This window comes from Microbispora sp. ATCC PTA-5024 (genome assembly GCF_000511135.2).
In the GTDB taxonomy this organism is placed as follows: Bacteria; Actinomycetota; Actinomycetes; order Streptosporangiales; family Streptosporangiaceae; genus Microbispora; species Microbispora corallina.
Genome location: NZ_KI866522.1, coordinates 2,232,724 through 2,250,655, shown reverse-complemented (window position 1 = coordinate 2,250,655; position 17,932 = coordinate 2,232,724). Strand labels below are relative to the sequence as shown.

The 17,932-nt window shown below is 72.7% G+C and carries 14 protein-coding genes and 1 pseudogene; 8 read left to right on the top strand and 7 right to left on the bottom strand.

Features of this window, described 5'->3' with window-relative positions; all coding sequences use genetic code 11:
* The first annotated feature begins 2 nt into the window (after positions 1-2).
* Positions 3-632: a TetR/AcrR family transcriptional regulator gene (locus tag MPTA5024_RS10000; protein WP_036321884.1), complete on the top strand. Its 630-nt coding sequence runs from the start codon at positions 3-5 to the stop codon at positions 630-632.
* A 156-nt stretch (positions 633-788) separates the two neighbouring features.
* On the opposite strand, the gene MPTA5024_RS09995 is transcribed toward MPTA5024_RS10000, so the two are convergent.
* The 4 genes from MPTA5024_RS09995 to MPTA5024_RS09980 form a co-directional block, all read right to left on the bottom strand.
* Complete coding sequence (locus MPTA5024_RS09995; RefSeq protein WP_036321882.1) at positions 789-2,540, bottom strand: NAD+ synthase; 1,752 nt, start codon at positions 2,538-2,540, stop codon at positions 789-791.
* Between the two features lie 191 nt (positions 2,541-2,731).
* Positions 2,732-4,192, bottom strand: coding sequence for a BTAD domain-containing putative transcriptional regulator (locus MPTA5024_RS44505; RefSeq protein ID WP_036321880.1), 1,461 nt, complete (start codon positions 4,190-4,192; stop codon positions 2,732-2,734).
* 89 nt (positions 4,193-4,281) lie between these two features.
* Positions 4,282-6,315, bottom strand: a complete 2,034-nt coding sequence (locus MPTA5024_RS09985; RefSeq protein ID WP_036321877.1) for a sensor histidine kinase — start codon at positions 6,313-6,315, stop codon at positions 4,282-4,284.
* 53 nt (positions 6,316-6,368) lie between these two features.
* A complete protein-coding gene (locus MPTA5024_RS09980; protein WP_232326348.1) occupies positions 6,369-7,583 on the bottom strand; it encodes an MDR family MFS transporter in 1,215 nt (404 codons plus the stop codon).
* A 73-nt stretch (positions 7,584-7,656) separates the two neighbouring features.
* Between MPTA5024_RS09980 and MPTA5024_RS09975 the strand changes: the two genes are divergently transcribed.
* Positions 7,657-8,619, top strand: a complete 963-nt coding sequence (locus tag MPTA5024_RS09975) for an ArsR/SmtB family transcription factor (protein ID WP_036321874.1) — start codon at positions 7,657-7,659, stop codon at positions 8,617-8,619.
* Between the two features lie 43 nt (positions 8,620-8,662).
* On the opposite strand, the gene MPTA5024_RS43340 is transcribed toward MPTA5024_RS09975, so the two are convergent.
* Positions 8,663-10,972 (bottom strand): sensor histidine kinase, encoded by a 2,310-nt coding sequence (locus tag MPTA5024_RS43340; protein ID WP_051457884.1) that lies wholly within the window; start codon positions 10,970-10,972, stop codon positions 8,663-8,665.
* Between the two features lie 219 nt (positions 10,973-11,191).
* Here MPTA5024_RS43340 and MPTA5024_RS09965 point away from each other — a divergent pair, with 219 nt between their 5' ends.
* The 4 genes and pseudogenes from MPTA5024_RS09965 (at position 11,192) to MPTA5024_RS09950 (ending at position 14,561) form a co-directional block, all read left to right on the top strand.
* Positions 11,192-12,553, top strand: coding sequence for a glutamine synthetase family protein (locus tag MPTA5024_RS09965; protein ID WP_036321871.1), 1,362 nt, complete (start codon positions 11,192-11,194; stop codon positions 12,551-12,553).
* Positions 12,554-12,707: 154 nt separating this feature from the next.
* Positions 12,708-13,736: a S66 family peptidase gene (locus MPTA5024_RS09960; RefSeq protein WP_036323840.1), complete on the top strand. Its 1,029-nt coding sequence runs from the start codon at positions 12,708-12,710 to the stop codon at positions 13,734-13,736.
* A gap of 115 nt (positions 13,737-13,851) precedes the next feature.
* A pseudogene (locus tag MPTA5024_RS09955) lies at positions 13,852-14,067 on the top strand (IS256 family transposase); the annotation flags it as partial.
* Complete coding sequence (locus MPTA5024_RS09950; protein WP_036321860.1) at positions 14,064-14,561, top strand: HAD domain-containing protein; 498 nt, start codon at positions 14,064-14,066, stop codon at positions 14,559-14,561. The pseudogene MPTA5024_RS09955 and the gene MPTA5024_RS09950, both read left to right, overlap by 4 nt.
* A gap of 257 nt (positions 14,562-14,818) precedes the next feature.
* Here the strand turns inward: MPTA5024_RS09950 and MPTA5024_RS09945 are convergent, their stop codons facing one another.
* Both MPTA5024_RS09945 and MPTA5024_RS09940 read right to left on the bottom strand, forming a co-directional pair.
* Positions 14,819-15,394: a hypothetical protein gene (locus MPTA5024_RS09945; RefSeq protein ID WP_157099346.1), complete on the bottom strand. Its 576-nt coding sequence runs from the start codon at positions 15,392-15,394 to the stop codon at positions 14,819-14,821.
* 112 nt (positions 15,395-15,506) lie between these two features.
* Positions 15,507-16,307 carry an SDR family NAD(P)-dependent oxidoreductase gene (locus MPTA5024_RS09940; protein ID WP_036321854.1) on the bottom strand — a complete coding sequence of 267 codons (801 nt, stop codon included), beginning with the start codon at positions 16,305-16,307 and terminating at the stop codon, positions 15,507-15,509.
* Between the two features lie 65 nt (positions 16,308-16,372).
* On the opposite strand from MPTA5024_RS09940, the gene MPTA5024_RS09935 reads away from it, so the two are divergent.
* Positions 16,373-16,981, top strand: coding sequence for a TetR/AcrR family transcriptional regulator (locus MPTA5024_RS09935; protein ID WP_198167027.1), 609 nt, complete (start codon positions 16,373-16,375; stop codon positions 16,979-16,981).
* Between the two features lie 179 nt (positions 16,982-17,160).
* A complete protein-coding gene (locus MPTA5024_RS09930) occupies positions 17,161-17,922 on the top strand; it encodes a hypothetical protein (RefSeq protein ID WP_036321852.1) in 762 nt (253 codons plus the stop codon).
* Positions 17,923-17,932: the final 10 nt, after the last annotated feature.

The following is a 17,932-nucleotide window of genomic DNA, read 5'->3' as shown; positions in this document are numbered from 1 at the left end:
CGATGAAGATGCAGCAGACGGCTGAAGGAGTGGCCCGTCCGGCGGGCCGCCCGCGCAGCGAGAAGGCGGAGAAGGCGATCATCGACGCCACCCTCGACCTGATCGGAGAGGGCATCGGAGTCGCGGAGCTGTCCATCGAGGCGATCGCCGCGCGGGCCGGCGTGGGCAAGACCACGATCTACCGCCGCTGGTCCAACAAGGAGGATCTCGTCGTCGACGCCATGGCGTCGCTCAAGCCGCCGATCCCGCTCCCCGAGCAGGGCGCGTCGGTCCGCGACGCGCTGGTGACCTACCTCCGGGTCATCCGCGACGAGTCCAGCCAGGTGCGGACGCGCTGCATCATGAACATCGCCATGAGCGACGCCGAGCGGCATCCCCGCCTGGCGGAGCGGTTCCGGGAGATCGCGGTCGAGCCGCGGCGCAGGGCCGTCGCCGCGGTCATCCAGCGGGGGATCGAGACCGGCGAGCTGCGCCCGGACCTCGACGCCGAGATGGCCATGGCCATCCTCAGCGGGACCATGCTGTGGCACATGAAGTGGGCCCACCAGGACCGGCAGCCGTCCGACGACCTGGCCGAGCGGATCGTCGACGAGGCGCTCAAGGGCTTCCGCCCGCGCCCCGGCGAGGACTGACAGACGCCAGGACGGGTCAGGACGGGACGCTTCGGAAGCGGGACATGAAGCGGGACATGAGGAGCGGGGCGGACGGCCGTCCCGCTCCTCGCGTTTCCGCCCCCGGGCGCCCGGCCTCCGCCAGGACAGGCCCGTCCCGGCGGAGGCTCGGTGCGCTCAGCCCAGCTTCTCGCGCCAGCGGTTGGTGATGGGCAGCCGGCGGTCGCGGCCGAAGTTCTTCGGCGTGATCTTCGGGCCCGGCGGGTACTGGCGGCGCTTGTACTCGGCCAGGTCCACCAGCCGGATCACCTTGGTCACCAGCTCCGGGTCGTGCCCGGCCGCGATCAGCTCGTCGCGTCCCATGTCCCGCTCGACGTAGTCGCGCAGCAGCGGGTCGAGCACGTGGTACGGCGGGAGGGAGTCGGTGTCGCGCTGGTCCGGCCGCAACTCGGCGCTCGGCTCCTTGGTGATCGAGTTCTCCGGGATGGGCGGGTGCCCCGGCTGGGCGTTGCGCCACTCCGACAGCCTCCACACCAGGCTCTTCAGGACGTCCTTGATGGGCGCGAACCCGCCGGCCGAGTCGCCGTACAGGGTGGAGTAGCCGGTCGCGAGCTCGCTCTTGTTGCCGGTCGTGAGGACCAGGTGGCCGTGCTCGTTCGACAGGCTCATCAGCAGCATGCCGCGCACGCGGGCCTGGAGGTTCTCCGCGGCCAGGCCGTGCAGCTCGATCTCCTTCTCGAAGGCCGACACGATGTCGGCGATCGGGGCGACCTGGCTGTTCAGCCCCTGCCGGCGCACCAGCTCCTCGGCGTCGGTGATCGAGTGGTCGGAGGAGTAGCGCGACGGCATCAGCACCACGTGGACCTTCTCCGGGCCGATCGCGTCGGCCGCGATGGTGGCCGTCAGGGCCGAGTCGATCCCGCCCGACAGACCGAGGATCACCGAGCGGAAGCCGTTCTTGGCGACGTAGTCCCGCACGCCGAGGACCAGCGCCTGGTAGACCTCGGCCAGGTCGTCGAACCGCTCGGCCACGACCGGGGGCTCCGGCTCGTACGGCTCGACCGGCGTGCCCGACAGCACCAGCCGCTCGACCGTGATGGACGTCCCGTCGTGGGCGTCCACCGCGAGCTCGCCCGGCTCGCCGGTGGCCGCGGGCAGGTCGAGGTCGGTGACGAGCAGTTCCTCCTTGAACTGGGCGGCGCGGGCCACCAGCCCGCCCGAGGCGTCCACGACGAGCGAGTCGCCGTCGAAGACCAGCTCGTCCTGGCCGCCGACCATGTTCACGTAGGCGAGCGCGCAGCCCGCCTCCCTGGCCCGGCGGGCGCACAGCTCCAGCCGTACGTCGTCCTTGTTCGTCTCGTACGGCGAGCCGTTGGGCACCACCAGCAGCCCGGCGCCGGCCTCGGCGACGACCGAGACCGGGCCGCCCTCCTGCCAGAGGTCCTCGCAGATGGCGACGGCCACGTCGACCCCGTGCAGCCGGAAGATGGGCAGCCGGTCGCCTCGCACGAAGTAGCGGTACTCGTCGAACACGCCGTAGTTGGGCAGGTGGTGCTTGGCCGACCTCGTCACGACCTCGCCGCGATAGAGGAGGGCGGCGGCGTCCAGGGGGGCGCCCTTCGGCTGCCCGACCCGCGGGGCGAGGTCGGCCCGGTCGAGGTAGCCCACCACGACCGGCAGCTCGCCGAGCCCCTCGTCGGCCAGGCGCGCCGCCGTCGCCGACAGCGTCGCCACCGACGCCTCCACGAACGACGAGCGCAGCACCAGGTCCTCCGCCGGGTAACCGGTCAGGAAGAGCTCGGGGAACACGACGAGGTGGGCGCCCCGCTCGGCGGCCCGGCGGGTCCACTCCACGAGCATCTCGGCGTTGCCGGCGATGTCGCCGACCACCGGGTCGGTCTGGGCGAGGGCGATACGCAGTTGTGGCACGAGACCACCCTAAGGCGTCCCGATCATTGTCGTCAAAGCGACGATAAGTCCTCAACCGCCGGAACGGCCCGACCGGATTCCCGCCGGATCTCCACGCGGGGCCGCACGTCACGGCGGGACACGCACGCGCGTGGCCGGAAACGGCGGGCACAGCGGGCGCGGCGGCCGGACTCAGCGGCCGGGCATATCGGTCAGGCGCCGGGTGAGCCGGGGCTGACCAGGCCTCTCTCGTAGGCCATCACCACGAGCTGCGCCCGGTCCACGAGGCCCAGCCGCCGCAGGAGCCCCGACACCTCGTCGGCCACCTCCTGCTCGGGCACGTCGAGCGTCACCGCGATCTGACGGTTGGTGAAGCCCCGGGCCACCAGCTTGACCAGGTCGACGTCGGAGTCCGACAGTCCCTCCGGGGCCGAGGGGGGCCGGCGCCCGGCGAAGGCGGCGATGAGGTGCGTGGTCACGGCCGGGTCGAGCAGCGCGTCCCCGGCGACGGCCGCCCGGATCGCCGCGATCAGCTGCTCGGGCGCCGAGGTCTTCAGCACGAACCCGCTCACCCCGGCGCGCAGGGCCGCGTACAGGTTCTCGTCGGTCCCGAACGTGGTCATCATGACGACCTTGGGCGGAGCCTCCGACGCGAGGATGCGCCGCGCGGCGGCCAGGCCGTCCAGGTGGGGCATCTGGATGTCCATGAGCACCACGTCGGGCCGCGCGGCGCGGGCGAGCGTGATCGCCTGCTCGCCGTTCTCGGCCTCGCCCACGAGGTCGAGCCCCGGCTCACTGTCGAGGATCACCTTGAGCCCGGTGCGGACCAGGGCCTGGTCGTCGGCGATCAGCACGCGCAGCGTGCCCGCCGGGCGCGCGGCCGAGGACGTGGCGGCCGGGTGAGACGGCGGCGGGGCCTGGCCGTCCAGGTGAGGGGCCTGGGTGAGGATGTCCTGCTCCAGGCGTTGCAGCGTGGGCCCGAGGTCGAGGCCCAGCTCCTCGCGCAACGCCTCCCTGGCCCGGCGCAGCGCGCCCAGCGCGTCGCCCTGCCGGCCCGCCCGGTAGAGCGCGAGCGCGAGCAGCCGCCAGGCCTCCTCCCGCAGGGGGTGGGCCGACGCGTGGGCCTCCAGGTCGGGGATCAACGCGCCCGTACGGCCCAGGCGCACCGCGGCGTCGCCACGACGTTCCACGGCGACCAGCCGCAGCTCGTCGAGCCGGGCGGCCTCGGCCTGCGCCCACGGCAGGTCCTGGAACTCGGCGAGGGCCGGGCCGCGCCACAGCCCGAGCGCCGTCTCCATCCGCTCCAGCGTCCCCGCTGCGTCGCCGTCCTCGCCCTTGACCAGGCCCTCGAACCGCCACGCGTCGACCTCGTCCACGGCCGCGCGCAGCGCGTAGCCGGGAGGTGCCGACACGAGGACGCCGGCCTCCTCGCGGGGCGCCCGGTTCGGTTCGAGCGCCCGCCGCAGCCGCGAGACGTACCCCTGGATGGTCGACAGGGCCTGCGCCGGCGGCCCGCCGGGCCACAGCTCGTCGATCAGGACGGTCACGGGTACGGCGCGCCCTCCGGCCACGAGCAGCCGGGCGAGCACCGCCTGCTGCCGCTGCCCGCCGAGATCCAGCGTCTCGCCATCGGTTACGGCCTCGAACGGCCCGAGAGCACGGAATATCACCATCGCACCGGTAAGCGTAGAGCCACAGGCCGCCCCCGGAAGGCGGCGACCAGTCTCCGTTGCGTCACGAGCCACGGGCCGGGGACGCCCGGTCAGGCGGGCAGGGGGAAGCGCGCCTCGACGAGCGTCCCGCCGGTCTTGGGGGAGGTGACGACGCAGCTGCCGCCGACCTCGGCCGCCCGTTCCCGCATGGACGACATGCCCACCCCGGCGCGCAGGCGCGCGGGCAGGCCGGCGCCGTCGTCGGCCACCCGCACGCGCAGCTCCCCGCCGCCCCCGTCGGGCCCCGGCGTGCCGGACCGCTCCACCTCGACCCGCGCCCGGGTGGCGCCGGCGTGCCGGCGGACGTTCGTCAGCGCCTCCTGCACGATGCGGTAGACCGCCACCTCGACGGCGGCGGGCAGCCCGGTCAGGTCGCCGTCCACGCGGACGGCCACGGCGGACCCGTCGCCGCCGTCGGAGGGAGGCGTCTCGTCGGCCAGGGCCCGTACGGCTCCCGCGAGCCCGAGGTCGTCGAGGGCCGGGGGCCGCAGGCCGTACACGAGCTCGCGGATGTCTCCGGCCACGGCGTCCATGCCGACGCGCAGGTCCTGCAGGAGGCTGTCGGCGGTGGCGGGGGAGCGCGACAGGCTGATCCGGGCCATGTTGATCGTCATGGCCATCGCCCCCAGCGTCTGGCCGAGGCCGTCGTGCAGGTCACGGCGCAGGCGGCGGCGCTCCTCCTCGCGGGCGGCCAGGATGCGCTCGCGCGACCGCTGCAGGTCGGCGGCCATCCGGACGGCGTGGGCGACGTCGGCGACGTAGGGGAGGAGCGTGGCGAGCACCCGCTCGTCGTGCGCGGCCGCGAACCGGCGGGCGCCGGGCCTGCCGACGAGCAGCCGTCCGACCGGCTCGCCGTGCCAGACGAGCGGGATGGGCCTCGGGGCGGGGCCGACGTCGCCGCTCTCGACGTACCGCGGCCGGCCGTCGGCGACCTCGACCGCCGCGCCGTCCACCGCCAGGCCGTCCCGAACGACGGTCACGACGGCGGCCAGCGCGTCGGCCGGGTCGGCCCGCCGCACCTCCTGGGTCAGCCGCTGGGCGAGCAGCGCCGGGTCGCCCACCCGGCCGTACATCGCCCGGTCGACCGCCCGCTGGAGGATCCGCCGCAACGGCTGGAAGAACGCCCCGGCGAACAGCGCAGCGGCCAGTCCGGCCACCTGGTGGTACCCGGAGACGACGAGGCCCGCGATCGCGCCGGCGCCGAAGTAGACGGCGCTGACCACGGCGAGCAGCCCGGCCGCGACGATGGCCCGGCTGAAAACGGTGTCGATGCCGTACAGCCGGTAGCGCAGGGCCGAGAACAGGATGGCGAACGGGATGACGGCCGTCCACGCCGTCGCCGCCGGCCCCATGGATTCGCCGAGCAGGTAGAACACCACGTACCCGGTGAACGCGCTGAGCGGCCAGGCGATCTGGCGCCGGGTCTCCGGGTCGGCCCGCCGCAGCCGCAGGGCGAGCGACGCCAGCGCGGCCACGACGCAGGCCTGGATCGCGTATCCCAGGACCGTCCAGAGGGCGGAGTAATAGGGAACGACGGCCCGGATCTCGAGCGGGTTGTGGATCACGACCGGCCAGGCGTACGTCGCCGGGTCGGGGTCGGGACGCACCAGCGCCAAAGCGATCTCCCCGGCCGTCGCGAGGGACCCCAGCACGACGACCGGCACCCAGCGGCGCGAGGGCGGCCGCCCGGTGGGGGACAGCAGGGGGAGCAGGATCGCGAGCATCAGGCCGGCGAGCGCCCAGCAGGCGACGTCCAGCCAGCGGGCGGCGTTGGCGAGGGCGAACGCGCCCCGTGAGGCCTCGCCGAACGACACCGCGGTGAAGAAGACGTTGCCGGACGCCAGCAGGCCGCCCGCGCACATGAGCCAGGCCACGCTGAGCCGGGGCCGCTGCGCGACCAGGAACGCTCCCACGGCGGGGAACGTCAGCGCCACGCCGAGATCCGGGGTCACCGGCGACCCGGCGCGCCACTCCGCGGGGGTGCGGACCTGGATCAGCAGACCGGCCGCGGTGAGGGCCAGCGCCACGGCCGCCATGACCCATGCGGCCGTCCGCCCAGGGGATGCCGGCGGTTTTTCGTCCATTCTGGACAAGGATTATGTCCGCCCTCATCCCGGATGACCAGCGAACGGCCGCCTCAGGGCAGCCGGGTGAGGGCGGTGCGGCGGCGGACGGCGCGGCCGATGGCGATCTGGCCGGCGGCCGCGAGGAGGCCGAGGCCGCCCAGGATGAGCCACGCCAGCGTGGGGGACGCCTCCAGCAGCCGGGTCCCGGCGAGGGGCGCGAGCAGGGTCCCGGCCGACCAGGACAGGCCGTACAGGCCGGAGTAGCGTCCGCGCAGGTGGGCCGGGGCGAGGGCGGCGACGATCGCTCCCGGGATGCCGGCCGTCAGCACCTCCCCGAGCGTCCACACGGCGACGCTCAGCGCGTACCCGGGCGTCGAGGCCACCGCGGCGGTCAGCGCGAACCCGGCGCCCACCAGGACGAATCCGGCCGCGAGCACCTTGGACGGGTCGTATCTCGCCAGCCAGGAGTTCGTCACCGGCTGCACGACCACGATCACCAGGCCGTTGACCGCCATCGCGACGCCGTACGCGCTGGCGGGCAGGCCGGCGACCCCGGTCATCGCCAGCGGCAGCGTGCTGTAGGCCTGCAGGTAGACCAGCGCGTACGCGAAGTTGATCAGCACGAACGCCACCATGAGCCGGTCGCGGAGCACGTCGGTGAAGCTCCCGCCCTCCTCGGCCGCCCGCACCGGCCGGGTCTCCGGGATCGCCCGCCAGACCAGGATCCCGAAGATCAGGCAGGTGACCGCGTCCACCCAGAACAGGACCGTGAAGCCCGACCCGGCGAGCCACCCGCCCGCGACCATCGCGATCGAGAAGCCGAGGTTGATCGCCCAGAACAGCAGCCCGTACGCCCGGGGGCGGTCCTGCGGCGAAACCAGGTCGGCGACGAGCGCCTGGGAAGCCGGGCGGTAGGCGTCGACGACCACCCCGAGCACGAGCATGGCCGCGACGATCCCCGGCAGGCTCGTGGTGTAGCCGAGCGCGACCATGGTCACGGCCGTGGCCGTCATGCCGCCGGTGAGCGTCACCCGGCGGCCGAAGCGGTCGGAGGCCCAGCCGGCCACCGGCTGCGACAGCAGCGACCCGGCCCCGAACATCGTCATCACCAGCCCGGCCGCGGCCAGCGACATGCCGCGGGCCTGCGTGAGGTAGACGCCGATGAACGGCTCCACCATCGTGCCGAGGCGGTTCACGAACGTCCCGGCGAACAGCACCCAGAACGCGCGCGGCAGCCCGCCCACCCTTGATCGCAGGAAATCCCGCCTCGTCGTCACCGTCGTCACATGGTCAACCCTTGGACAACCCGTGACCGCCATGCCAATCTTTTAGGCGTCGCTAAAAGATGGAGGAGACGACGTGCCGGTGGAGTGGCGGTTCACGCCCGACGACGTGGCGCGGCTGCGCTTCGCCTTCTCCCCGATGTGGGAGCTCGTCGCGAGCCTCCGGGTGCTGCGCGCGCCCGCCCGCCACTCGCTGCACCTGCCGTGGCTGCGGGCCGTACGGCCCCGGCTGCGCGGGCTCGACCTGACCGAGCTGTTCGCGATCGTCCCGGTCACCGGGTACGTGGCCGACTTCCTGACCCCGCCGCCGGACACCCCGCTGCCCGACTTCGCCGAGGAGCTGGAACGGGTGCGCGCCACCCGGCCCCACACGGCGTACGAGGAGGTCGCCTGGGTTCCGACGGCCGACCCCGCGGCCGTGGCCCGGTTCCAGGAGGACCCGGAGGCGGGCATGCGGCGGGTGACCGAGCGGCTGGGGGAGTACTGGTCCGCGGCGTTCGAGGAGTTCTGGCCGCGGATCCACGGCCTGCTGGAGAACGACGTCATGTGGCGGTCCCGCCGGCTGGCCGCGGGCGGGGTGCGGGAGCTGTTCGCCGACCTCCACCCCTCCGTGGCGTGGCACGGCGACCGGCTGGTCACGGCCAAGCACTGCGTCTACGAGGGCGACGTCGCGGGCGACGGGCTCGTGCTCGTGCCGAGCGCGTTCGGCTGGCCCGACGTCTCGGTGATGTACGAGCCGTACCGGCCGATGCTGAGCTACCCCGCCAGGGGCGTCGGCACGCTGTGGTCGTCGGGGGCGCCCTGCACGCCGAAGGCGCTGTCGGCGCTGCTCGGCCGCACCCGGGCGCAGATCCTGACGGCGCTGGAGGAGCCGGGCTCCACGACCTCCCTGGCCCGGCGGCTCGACCTCACGCCGGGCGCGGTCAGCCAGCACCTGACCGTGCTCTCGGACGGCGGGCTCGTGACGGGCAGGCGGCTCGGCCGCCAGGTCCTGTACCGGCGCACCCCCATCGGCGACTCCCTGGCCTGCGGCTCCTGACCGGCCGCTCACCGGCGTCGCGCCAGGCGGCGGCAGGCGGGCGCTAACCGGCGTCGCGCCAGCCGGCGGGCAGGCGGGCGACGACCGTGGTGCCGCCGTCCCGGCCGGAGGCGACCGCGCAGGTGCCGCCGACCTCGGCCGCCCGCTCGGCCATGCTGACCAGCCCCACTCCCGGCCTCCTGCTCGCGGGCAGGCCCACCCCGTCGTCGGCCACCACCACCCGCAACTCGCCGTCCCGGCGCAGGCTGACCCGCACGCGGCGGGCGCGGGCGTGCTTGCGGACGTTGGTCAGCGCCTCCTGCACGATCCGGTAGGCCGCCACCTCGACGGCGGCCGGCAGGCCGTCCAGGTCGCCGCGCACGTCGACGTCCACTTCCGCCACCGGCGGCACGCCCGTCGCGGCCCCCGCCTCGGCGCTCGCCACAGCGCCCGCCACGGCCCCCGCCTCAGCACCAGGCTCAGCACCAGGCTCGGCGCCCGGCTCGGCGCCCGGCTCGGCGCCCGGCTCGGCGCCCGGCTCGGCGTCACCGGCGACCGCCGCACCCGCGAGCAGGCCGGGCCGCGCCTCCTCCGCCAGGGCCCGTACGGCTCCCGCCAGCCCGAGGTCGTCGAGGGCCGGGGGCCGCAGGCCGTACACGAGCTCGCGGACGTCGGCGGACACGTCGTCCATGCAGCCGCGCAGCTGCCCGAGCAGCTCGTCCGCCGTTTTGGGGGACCGTTCCAGGCTGACGCGGGCCATCGACAGCGTCATCGCCATCGACGACAGCGTCTGCCCCAGCCCGTCGTGCAGGTCGCGGCGGAGCCGGCGGCGCTCCTCCTCCCTGGCCGTCAGGATCCGCTCCCGTGAGCGCTGAAGCGCCCTGGTCAGCAGCACCGTGTGCGCGGCGTCCGCGACGTACGGCGTGAGCACGGAGATGACCCGCTCGTCGTGGGCGGCGGGGAACCGGCGCCTGCCGGGCGGGCCGATCAGCATCACGCCCACCGGCTCGCCGTGCCACACCAGGGGGATCTCCCGGGCGACCCGCTCCGCCTCGCCGCTGGTGGTCGCCGCGCCGTCGACCTCGACTCTGATGCCGGTCACGGACAGGCCCTCGCGCAGCACCTCCAGCGACGCCAGCAGGGCGTGGGCCGGGTCGGCGTGCTGCAGCCGCCGCCGCAGCGCGGCCGCGAGCGCCGTGGGGTCGCCGCGCGAGCCGTACAGCGCCCGGTCGACGAGCCGCTGCAGCCCGCGCCGGATCGGCTGGAAGAACGCCCCGGCGAACAGGGCGGCGGCCAGCCCGGCGAAGCGGTCGACCTCCGACAGGACCAGGCTCGACGCCGCGCCCGCCAGCACGTACACGCCCACGACCACGCCGACGAGGCCGGCGCCGACGATGGCGCGGCTGATCAGCGTGTCGATGCCGTACAGGCGGTAGCGCAGCACGGCGACGGCGATGGCGGCCGGCACGAAGGGGATGGTCAGCGACGCGACCCACCAGACCGGGTACCCGATCACCCACGGCACGACCAGTCCCGCGATCGCCACCAGCGGCCAGAGGATCTGGCGGCGTTCCACCGGTCCCGCCCGGTGGAACCGTACGACCAGCGAGGAGAACGCCAGCGCCATGCCCACCGCGACCGCCGCGTGCAGCACCTGCCGGGTGCCCGCGTAGTACGGGGCGAACGCCGCCACCTCCAGCGGGTTGTCGCCGGTCCTGACTCCCGAAGGCGCGACGACCGAGCACATCCAGTCGAGGGCGAGGGCGCAGGCCGCGAACGCCCCGGGCACGCACCAGCGCCTGGACAGGATCCGGCCGGTCGGGTAGAGCAGCGGCAGCAGGATCCCGAGGGCGTACGTCGTGAGGTTCCACACCCCGTCGGCGAAGATCCAGAGCGGGTGGACCAGCGGATGGCCCCCGTGCAGCACGAGCAGGGCCGCCACGTTGGCGGCGAGGATGTTCGCGGCCGAGCCGAGGCCGCCGAGACACAGCAGCCACCCCAGCAGCAGCCGCGGCCGCGACATCACCAGCAGCGCCCCGAAGACGGGGAACGCGGTGCCCGCCATGTCCTCGGGCGCGAACGGCAGCGGCGTGTAGTCGGCGGGCGGAATCTGGGCCGTCACCCAGATGTCGGCGATCTCGAGGCAGATGGACGCGGCCGCGATGGCGACGCCGACGGCCGGTCCCAGCGCCCGGACGAGGTCCCGCCGCCCGCGGTCGTCGCCGGAGGCGTCCCCGGCGAGGTCGTCGTCGTCCGGGAGCTCGCCGGGCTCGCGGAGGTCGAGGTCGGCACTGTTCGCGGCATTGGCGGGGTGGGAGCGGTCGCGCGCGGGCTCTGGCACGACCGGGCACTCCTTCGTCTCGGTCACCGGCATGGCCGGACGTTAACCCGGCCCGGTCGACACCGAATCAACACCGGATCAACCCCGGCCACGCCGGGTTCGTCCCCGGGACGGCGGGGGACGCCGCCCTCCTCCGGCGGTGCGAAGTCGCACGGCCTCCGGTCGCGCCCTCACACCCCCCCGTAACCCCTGTGAAACACACAAGGGGCACACTGGTACGAGACCTGACGTGTAATTTCCGAGAGGTACGCCTTGGACCGCCAGCAGGAATTCGTCCTCCGCACGCTCGAGGAGCGTGACATCCGGTTCATCCGGCTGTGGTTCACCGACGTGCTCGGTTTCCTGAAGTCGGTGGCGATCGCCCCCGCCGAACTCGAGGGCGCCTTCGCCGAGGGCATCGGGTTCGACGGCTCGTCCATCGAGGGCTTCTCCCGGGTCTACGAGTCGGACATGCTCGCCAAGCCCGACCCGTCGACGTTCCAGATCCTCCCGTGGCGCAGCGAGTCGCCGGGCGCGGCCCGCATGTTCTGCGACATCCTCATGCCGGACGGCTCGCCGTCGCACGCCGACCCCCGGTGGGTCCTGAAGCGGACGCTCGCCAAGGCGGCCGACATGGGCTTCACGTTCTACACCCATCCCGAGGTCGAGTTCTTCCTGCTGCGCAGCCGCCCGGAGAAGGGGCAGCGGCCGGAGCCGATCGACGAGGGCGGCTACTTCGACCACACGCCGCACAGCGCGGGCCACGACTTCCGGCGCAACGCGATCATGATGCTGGAGTCCATGGGCATCTCCGTGGAGTTCAGCCACCACGAGGGCGCCCCGGGCCAGCAGGAGATCGACCTGCGGTACGCCGACGCGCTCACCACGGCCGACAACATCATGACGTTCCGCCTGGTCATGAAGGAGGTCGCGCTGGAGCAGGGCGTCTGGGCCTCGTTCATGCCCAAGCCGTTCACCGACTTCCCGGGCTCCGGCATGCACACGCACATGTCGCTGTTCGAGGGCGACCGCAACGCCTTCTACGAGCCGGGCGCGGAGTACCAGCTCTCCAAGATCGGCCGCTCGTTCATCGGCGGGCTGCTGCGGCACGCGGCCGAGATCACCGCGGTGTGCAACCAGTGGGTGAACTCCTACAAGCGGCTGTGGGGCGGCGCCGAGGCGATCGCCGGGGCCGGCGGAGAGGCCCCCGCGTACATCTGCTGGGGCCACAACAACCGCTCCGCGCTCGTGCGGGTGCCGATGTACAAGCCGCACAAGAGCGGCTCGACCCGGATCGAGTTCCGCTCGCTCGACTCCTCCTGCAACCCCTACCTGGCGTTCGCGGTCATCCTCGCCGCCGGCCTGAAGGGCATCGAGGAGGGGTACGAGATGCCCGCCGGCGCCGAGGACGACGTGTGGGCGCTGACCAGCGGGGAGCGGCGGGCGCTCGGCATCGCCCCGCTGCCGCAGTCGCTCGACGAGGCGATCGCGGCCATGGAGCACAGCGAGCTGGTCGCCGAGACGCTCGGGGAGCACGTCTTCGACTACTTCCTCCGCAACAAGCGGACCGAGTGGCAGGAGTACCGCCGCCAGGTCACCGAGTACGAGCTCGGCCGCTACCTCCCGGTGCTCTGACCCGCCGAGACGACCTCCGGTGAGCGTCACCCAGTGACCGGGGAAGGCTCACCGGAAGGGCCGATCCTCCAGGCGTCGAGGATCAGGGCACGCGCATGGTCGTTGAAAGCACATCCGTGGCTGACCGGCCGAGTATTCCGCCAAGATCATGGGCATGAACGTGCGATTCCCCTCCCCGTTGCGTCCCGGCGACCGTGTCGGTGTCACCGCCCCCTCCAGTGGCGTGGACGAGAGCCTGCGAGATCGCCTCCAGGCAGCCGTCCGTACCGTGGAGGCGCGCGGATACGAGGTGGTGGTCGGGGAGTGCATGGACGGTACCGGACACGTCAGCGCGCCGGCCGCCGCACGCGCACGCGAACTGATGGACATGCTCCTCGACCCGCGCATCAGAGCCGTCGTACCGCCATGGGGCGGGGTGACCGCGATCGACCTGCTGCCCCTGCTCGACTGGGACCAGTTGCGTGAGGCCGACCCGACATGGGTCGTCGGCTTCTCCGACATGTCCACGATCATCACTCCGCTCACTCTTATGACCGGGATCGCGACGATCCATGGCAACAACCTGATGGACACGCCGTACCGCGCGCCGGAAGGACTGCTCACCTGGCTGGACATTGCGCTGATGGAGCCGGGAACGACTTTCACGCAGACTCCGCCGAACCGCCACCGAGCACAAGGATGGGACAACTACAGAATCACTCCGGACGTGAGCGAGTTCACGCTCGACACGCCGGGACGATGGACGCGGCTGGACGGCGACGGTGACGTGCGGGCCGAGGGCCGGCTGATCGGAGGGTGCATCGAAACCTTGTGCAACCTCACCGGTACGCCGTACGGCGACATCGCGTCCTTCGCGGCGACCACGGCGCCCGAAGGGCTGCTCGTCTACGTCGAGGCGTCCGACGACGACGCGGCGACGATCTGCAGGAACCTGCACGGGATGCGGATGGCTGGATTCTTCACCAACGCGAACGCCGTGCTCGTCGGCCGCACCCGTGCCCCGGGCATCGACTCGCTCACTCAGCACGAGGCGGTGCTCGACGCACTCGGCGGCCTCGCCGTACCGATCATCGCCGATGTCGAGTGTGGCCATGTCCCGCCGTACATGCCTCTGGTCAACGGCGCTCTCGGCCAGGTGGTGTACACCGAACACCGTAACGAACTCACGCAGACACTCGCGTAGAGCCTGCGCGCGGTCCCGCGTATTCCAAAATGCTGATGGGTTGGAGGCCATGCCGAAGTCCGCGCACCCGGGAGCGACGAAGGCGCTGGCGGAGATCTGGAACGTCGTGGACAAGGAGACGAATCCGATCGAGGCCACGTTCGCAACCCTCCGGCACGGCACGAAGGTCACCGAGGGGCCGGGGTCGCGTGCGGCCAGGTTGGCCATGGCGTTCAAGCTGATCGAGTCGGCCCAGGCCCGCCGGCGCGCGGTCAACGCACCTCACGTGGTGGCTCTCGTGCGTGCCGGAGCCCGCTTCGAACACGAACGTGACGAGGTCGGCGCAGCATGACCGATCATGCCGAACGCCCGCTGCTCTTCCTCGACATCGACGGGCCGATTCTCCCTTTCGGAGAGGACCCGGAACGCGCACCGCGGGGTACCACGCCGGACTCGCGCTTGGCGCGGCTCACCTGTGAGGTGGGGAGTCGGCTGGCAGGGCTGCCCTGCCAACTCGTCTGGGCGACCACCTGGGAAGAGGAGGCGAACAACGAGATAGCACCACGGATCGGGCTGCCGCGACTGCCTGTCGTGAGCTGGCCGGAGCCAACCGACCAGCACGAACGTGAGGACCAGTGGTTCGGGCTCTGCTGGAAGACCCGGACCCTGGTGAACTGGGCGGACGGACGCACGTTCGCCTGGGTCGACGACGAGATCACCGACGCCGACAGGGAGTGGGTCTCCGCGCACCACAGCGGTCGGGCTCTCCTTCACCACGTGGAGTCATACAGGGGACTCGCCGACGAAGACTTCGAAGCCCTCGGTCAGTGGCTTCGAGCCTTGTGAACCACCGAGATCCTGTCGAGATCCGCACGCCGCGGCGGTGCGCGTACTGCCGCTTCACCGCAGTGATGACGGCACTAAGTGACTCACCGGTCCTGTCGTCCCCAGCCTGCGGCGTCGCCGAGACCTGTGACGACGGGGCGAGCAGCGACCCGCCAGCACGAGTGGCAGGAGTGCCGGCGCCAGGTCACCGCGTACGAGCTCGGCCGCTACCTGCCCATGCTCTGACCTGCCGAGCCTGGTCCCCGTGGTCAGAGGGGTCATCGGCAGTCGTGATCGCGGCCTTGACGATCGAAGTCGTCCCGCGTGATCACGACGTCGACCCAGCCGGGCGCCGGCGACCGCCTCTCGTCGTAACGCTGGACCAGCACCGACCCCGGCGTGAGCGTGGCCACGCTCCCGGCCGAGAAGCTGACGTAGTCGGTGTTGACTTCGTCGTCGCCTCGCCCCTGGTGACCGAACGCCCCGTAGAGCACCCCCGGGCGCAGCTCGAACGGCCGGGGCTCCACCGTCCAGCCGTCGTCCGGGGCATCCAGGCGGACGGACGCGCTCCGCCCGTCGAGAGGTGGCGCGACGAAGTTCACGTCGTCCACCACCCTGTACGTCGACCCGGGGGTGTTGACGGGAACGGCGTCGAGAGGGCCGGCAGGGTCCTCGTAGTGAGAGACGCTCACGCGCTCAGGAGGCGCCGCCCCTTCGCACCACGCCAGGACGATGATCGGATGCCCCTCGGCGTCGACGCCGACTCCCGTCATCCCGGAGACGGGGGGCGAGCAACTCGTCGTCGTGCTCATGATCCCGGCGACCACCAGCAACGACCCGCACAGGCGCCACATCTGCACAGGCTAAGCACGACCGGCGCCGCCGCGTCGCGGTCGTGATCTTACTGTCGTCCGATCGAGGCGCCATCGGCCCGGGGGACGGGCGCATCCGGCCACGACCGGGATCCTAGGCGACGCCGCGGATGTGGCCGCCGTCGACGCGGAGACTGGCGCCGCTGATGTAGCCGGACAACGGGCTGGCGAGGAAGGCGACGGCGGTGGCGATCTCCTCCGGCCGTCCCAGGCGCTCGATGTCGTTGGGCACCAGTTCGTTCGTCGCGTCCTGTTCGATCTGTTCCCAGCTCTCGCCCCAGCCGCGAGCGGGGGCGATCTCGGTCAGCAGGTCCTTGACGGCGTCGACGAGGATCGCGCCGGGAGCGACGACGTTGGAGGTCACGCCGGTGCCCCGCAACTCGCGCGCGAGCGACACCGCCAGGTTGTGGCGGGCGGCGAGGGTGGCGTTGTACTGCGGGTGCTGGTGCATCGGCTGGACGGCGAGGCCGCCGCCGATGGTGATGACGCGCCCCCAGCCGCGCTCGCGCATGAAGGGCACCAGCCGCTGGATCATCCGCACGCCGGAGATGACGTTGCCCTCGTAGGTGTCGCGCCAGGTGTCCGGCGTGGCGTCCGCCCAGGAGAGGTGCCTGTAGGCGCCCGCGTTGTTGACCAGGATGTCGACGGGCCCGCCGGCCAGCGCCGCCGACGCCACCGCGTCCGCGCCGTCGTCGCCGGTCAGGTCGCCGATGGCGATGTCGGCCTTCCCGCCGTCCGCGCGGATCGCCTCGGCCACCGCCTGCGTGCGCCGTTCGTCGCGTCCGTGCACCACGACCGCGGCGCCTTCGGCGGCGAGCAGGCGCACCGTCGCCTCGCCCAGGCCGGAGCTCGAACCGGTGACCAGAGCACGCTTGCCGGCCAGGTTCAGGTTCATGGGATTCCCCCGTTCTCGCATATGTCTACAGCTGTAGACCTCGGGAAGAGTCTACACTCGTAGACATGGTGGAGGACTCACGTGGACCGGCTGACGGTCCACGGCGGCGCGACGCCGGCGCGACCCGTGAGGCGATCCTGATCTCGGCGGTGGAGGCGTTCACCCGCGCCGGCTACGACGGCGCCGGCGTACGGGAGGTGGCCGGCAATGCGGGAGTGACCGCCATGCTGGTCAACCGTTACTTCGGGTCGAAGGAACAGCTCTTCGCCGAGGCGGTCGACCGCTCCTTCGCGCCGCGTACGGTCGTGGGCGACGACCCGGACGCGCTGAGCGAGCAGACGGCGAACGCCGTGGCCAGGCGGACCGCGCCGTACGCCGACGACCTGGACCCGTTCCTGCTGATGCTCCGGTCGGCGGCGAATCCGCGCGCCGCGGAGATCATCCGGGCGGGCATCGAGAGGCACGTGGGGCGGCACCTCACCGGCCTGCTGTCCGGGACGGACGCGGCGGCGCGGGCGGAGTTGCTGCTGTCCCTGATCGCCGGGGTGTGGCTGATGCGCAAGGTCGTCGCGACCCCCGCGCTCGCCGGCATGGACGAGGAGGCCCTCGCCGTACGGCTGCGAGAGCTGATGCGGATGCTGGCCGACCCGCCACCGGACGGCGCCGGGCCGTGAGCGGGCCCGGCGCGCGGGGGGCCTCCCGCCTCCGCCGGTCATGGAGGTGTTACAGGCTGCTAATGATCCTGACACCGCCGCATGTTTTTCTGGATCTCTGGCCGGAACAGTAAAATCGGTTTCGTTGTTACGACTTTTACGGATGAACCGTTTCAGGGACCTGGGGAGGGCGTAACCCAATGACGGCGGCTGTGGGGCTGCAGACCGTGTTGACCGTGCCCAAGCGCTTCCGCGGGCCGGAGGGCACCGCGAACGGCGGCTGGATCGCCGGCACGCTGGCCGGTGTGCTGCGCGGGGCGGGCAACGAGTCCCCGGTGGAGGTCACCCTCCACAAACCGGTCCCGCTGGAGACGGAGCTGGCGGTCGAGCACGTCGGCAACGCCGTCGCGCTGTGCCGGGACGAGAGCCACCTCGTGGAGGCCATCCCCGTCGCGGAGACCCTCACCCCGCCGCCGTTCGTGTCGTTCACGGACGCGGCCCGCGCCGAGGCGGGCTTCCCCGGCCTGGGCGGCCACGCGATCGCGGGGTGCTTCGCCTGCGGCGTACGTGAGCCGGGCGACGGCCTGCGGATCTTCCCCGGGCCGGTCGAGGGCACCGACCTGGTGGCCGCCGGGTGGCGGGTGCCGGTGGGCGTGACCGACGAGCACGGCGTGGTTCCCGAGTCGATCGTGTGGGCGGCCCTCGACTGCGCCACCGGGTGGGCGCACCACTGCTCCGGCGCCGCCTCCCAGCCGGTCGAGTCGGCCCTGCTGGGACGGCTGACCGGGCAGGTCTACCGGCGCGTGTACCCGATGGGCCGCTACTCGGTCGTGGCCCGCCCGGTCCGGCGCGAGGGCCGCAAGCTGTTCGGCGTGAGCGCGGTCTACGAGCTGGACGGCACGCTGGTCGCGGCCGCCGCGGCCACCTGGATCACGCCCCGCCCGGTCGCCGACTGCGCCTGACAGAGCCCTC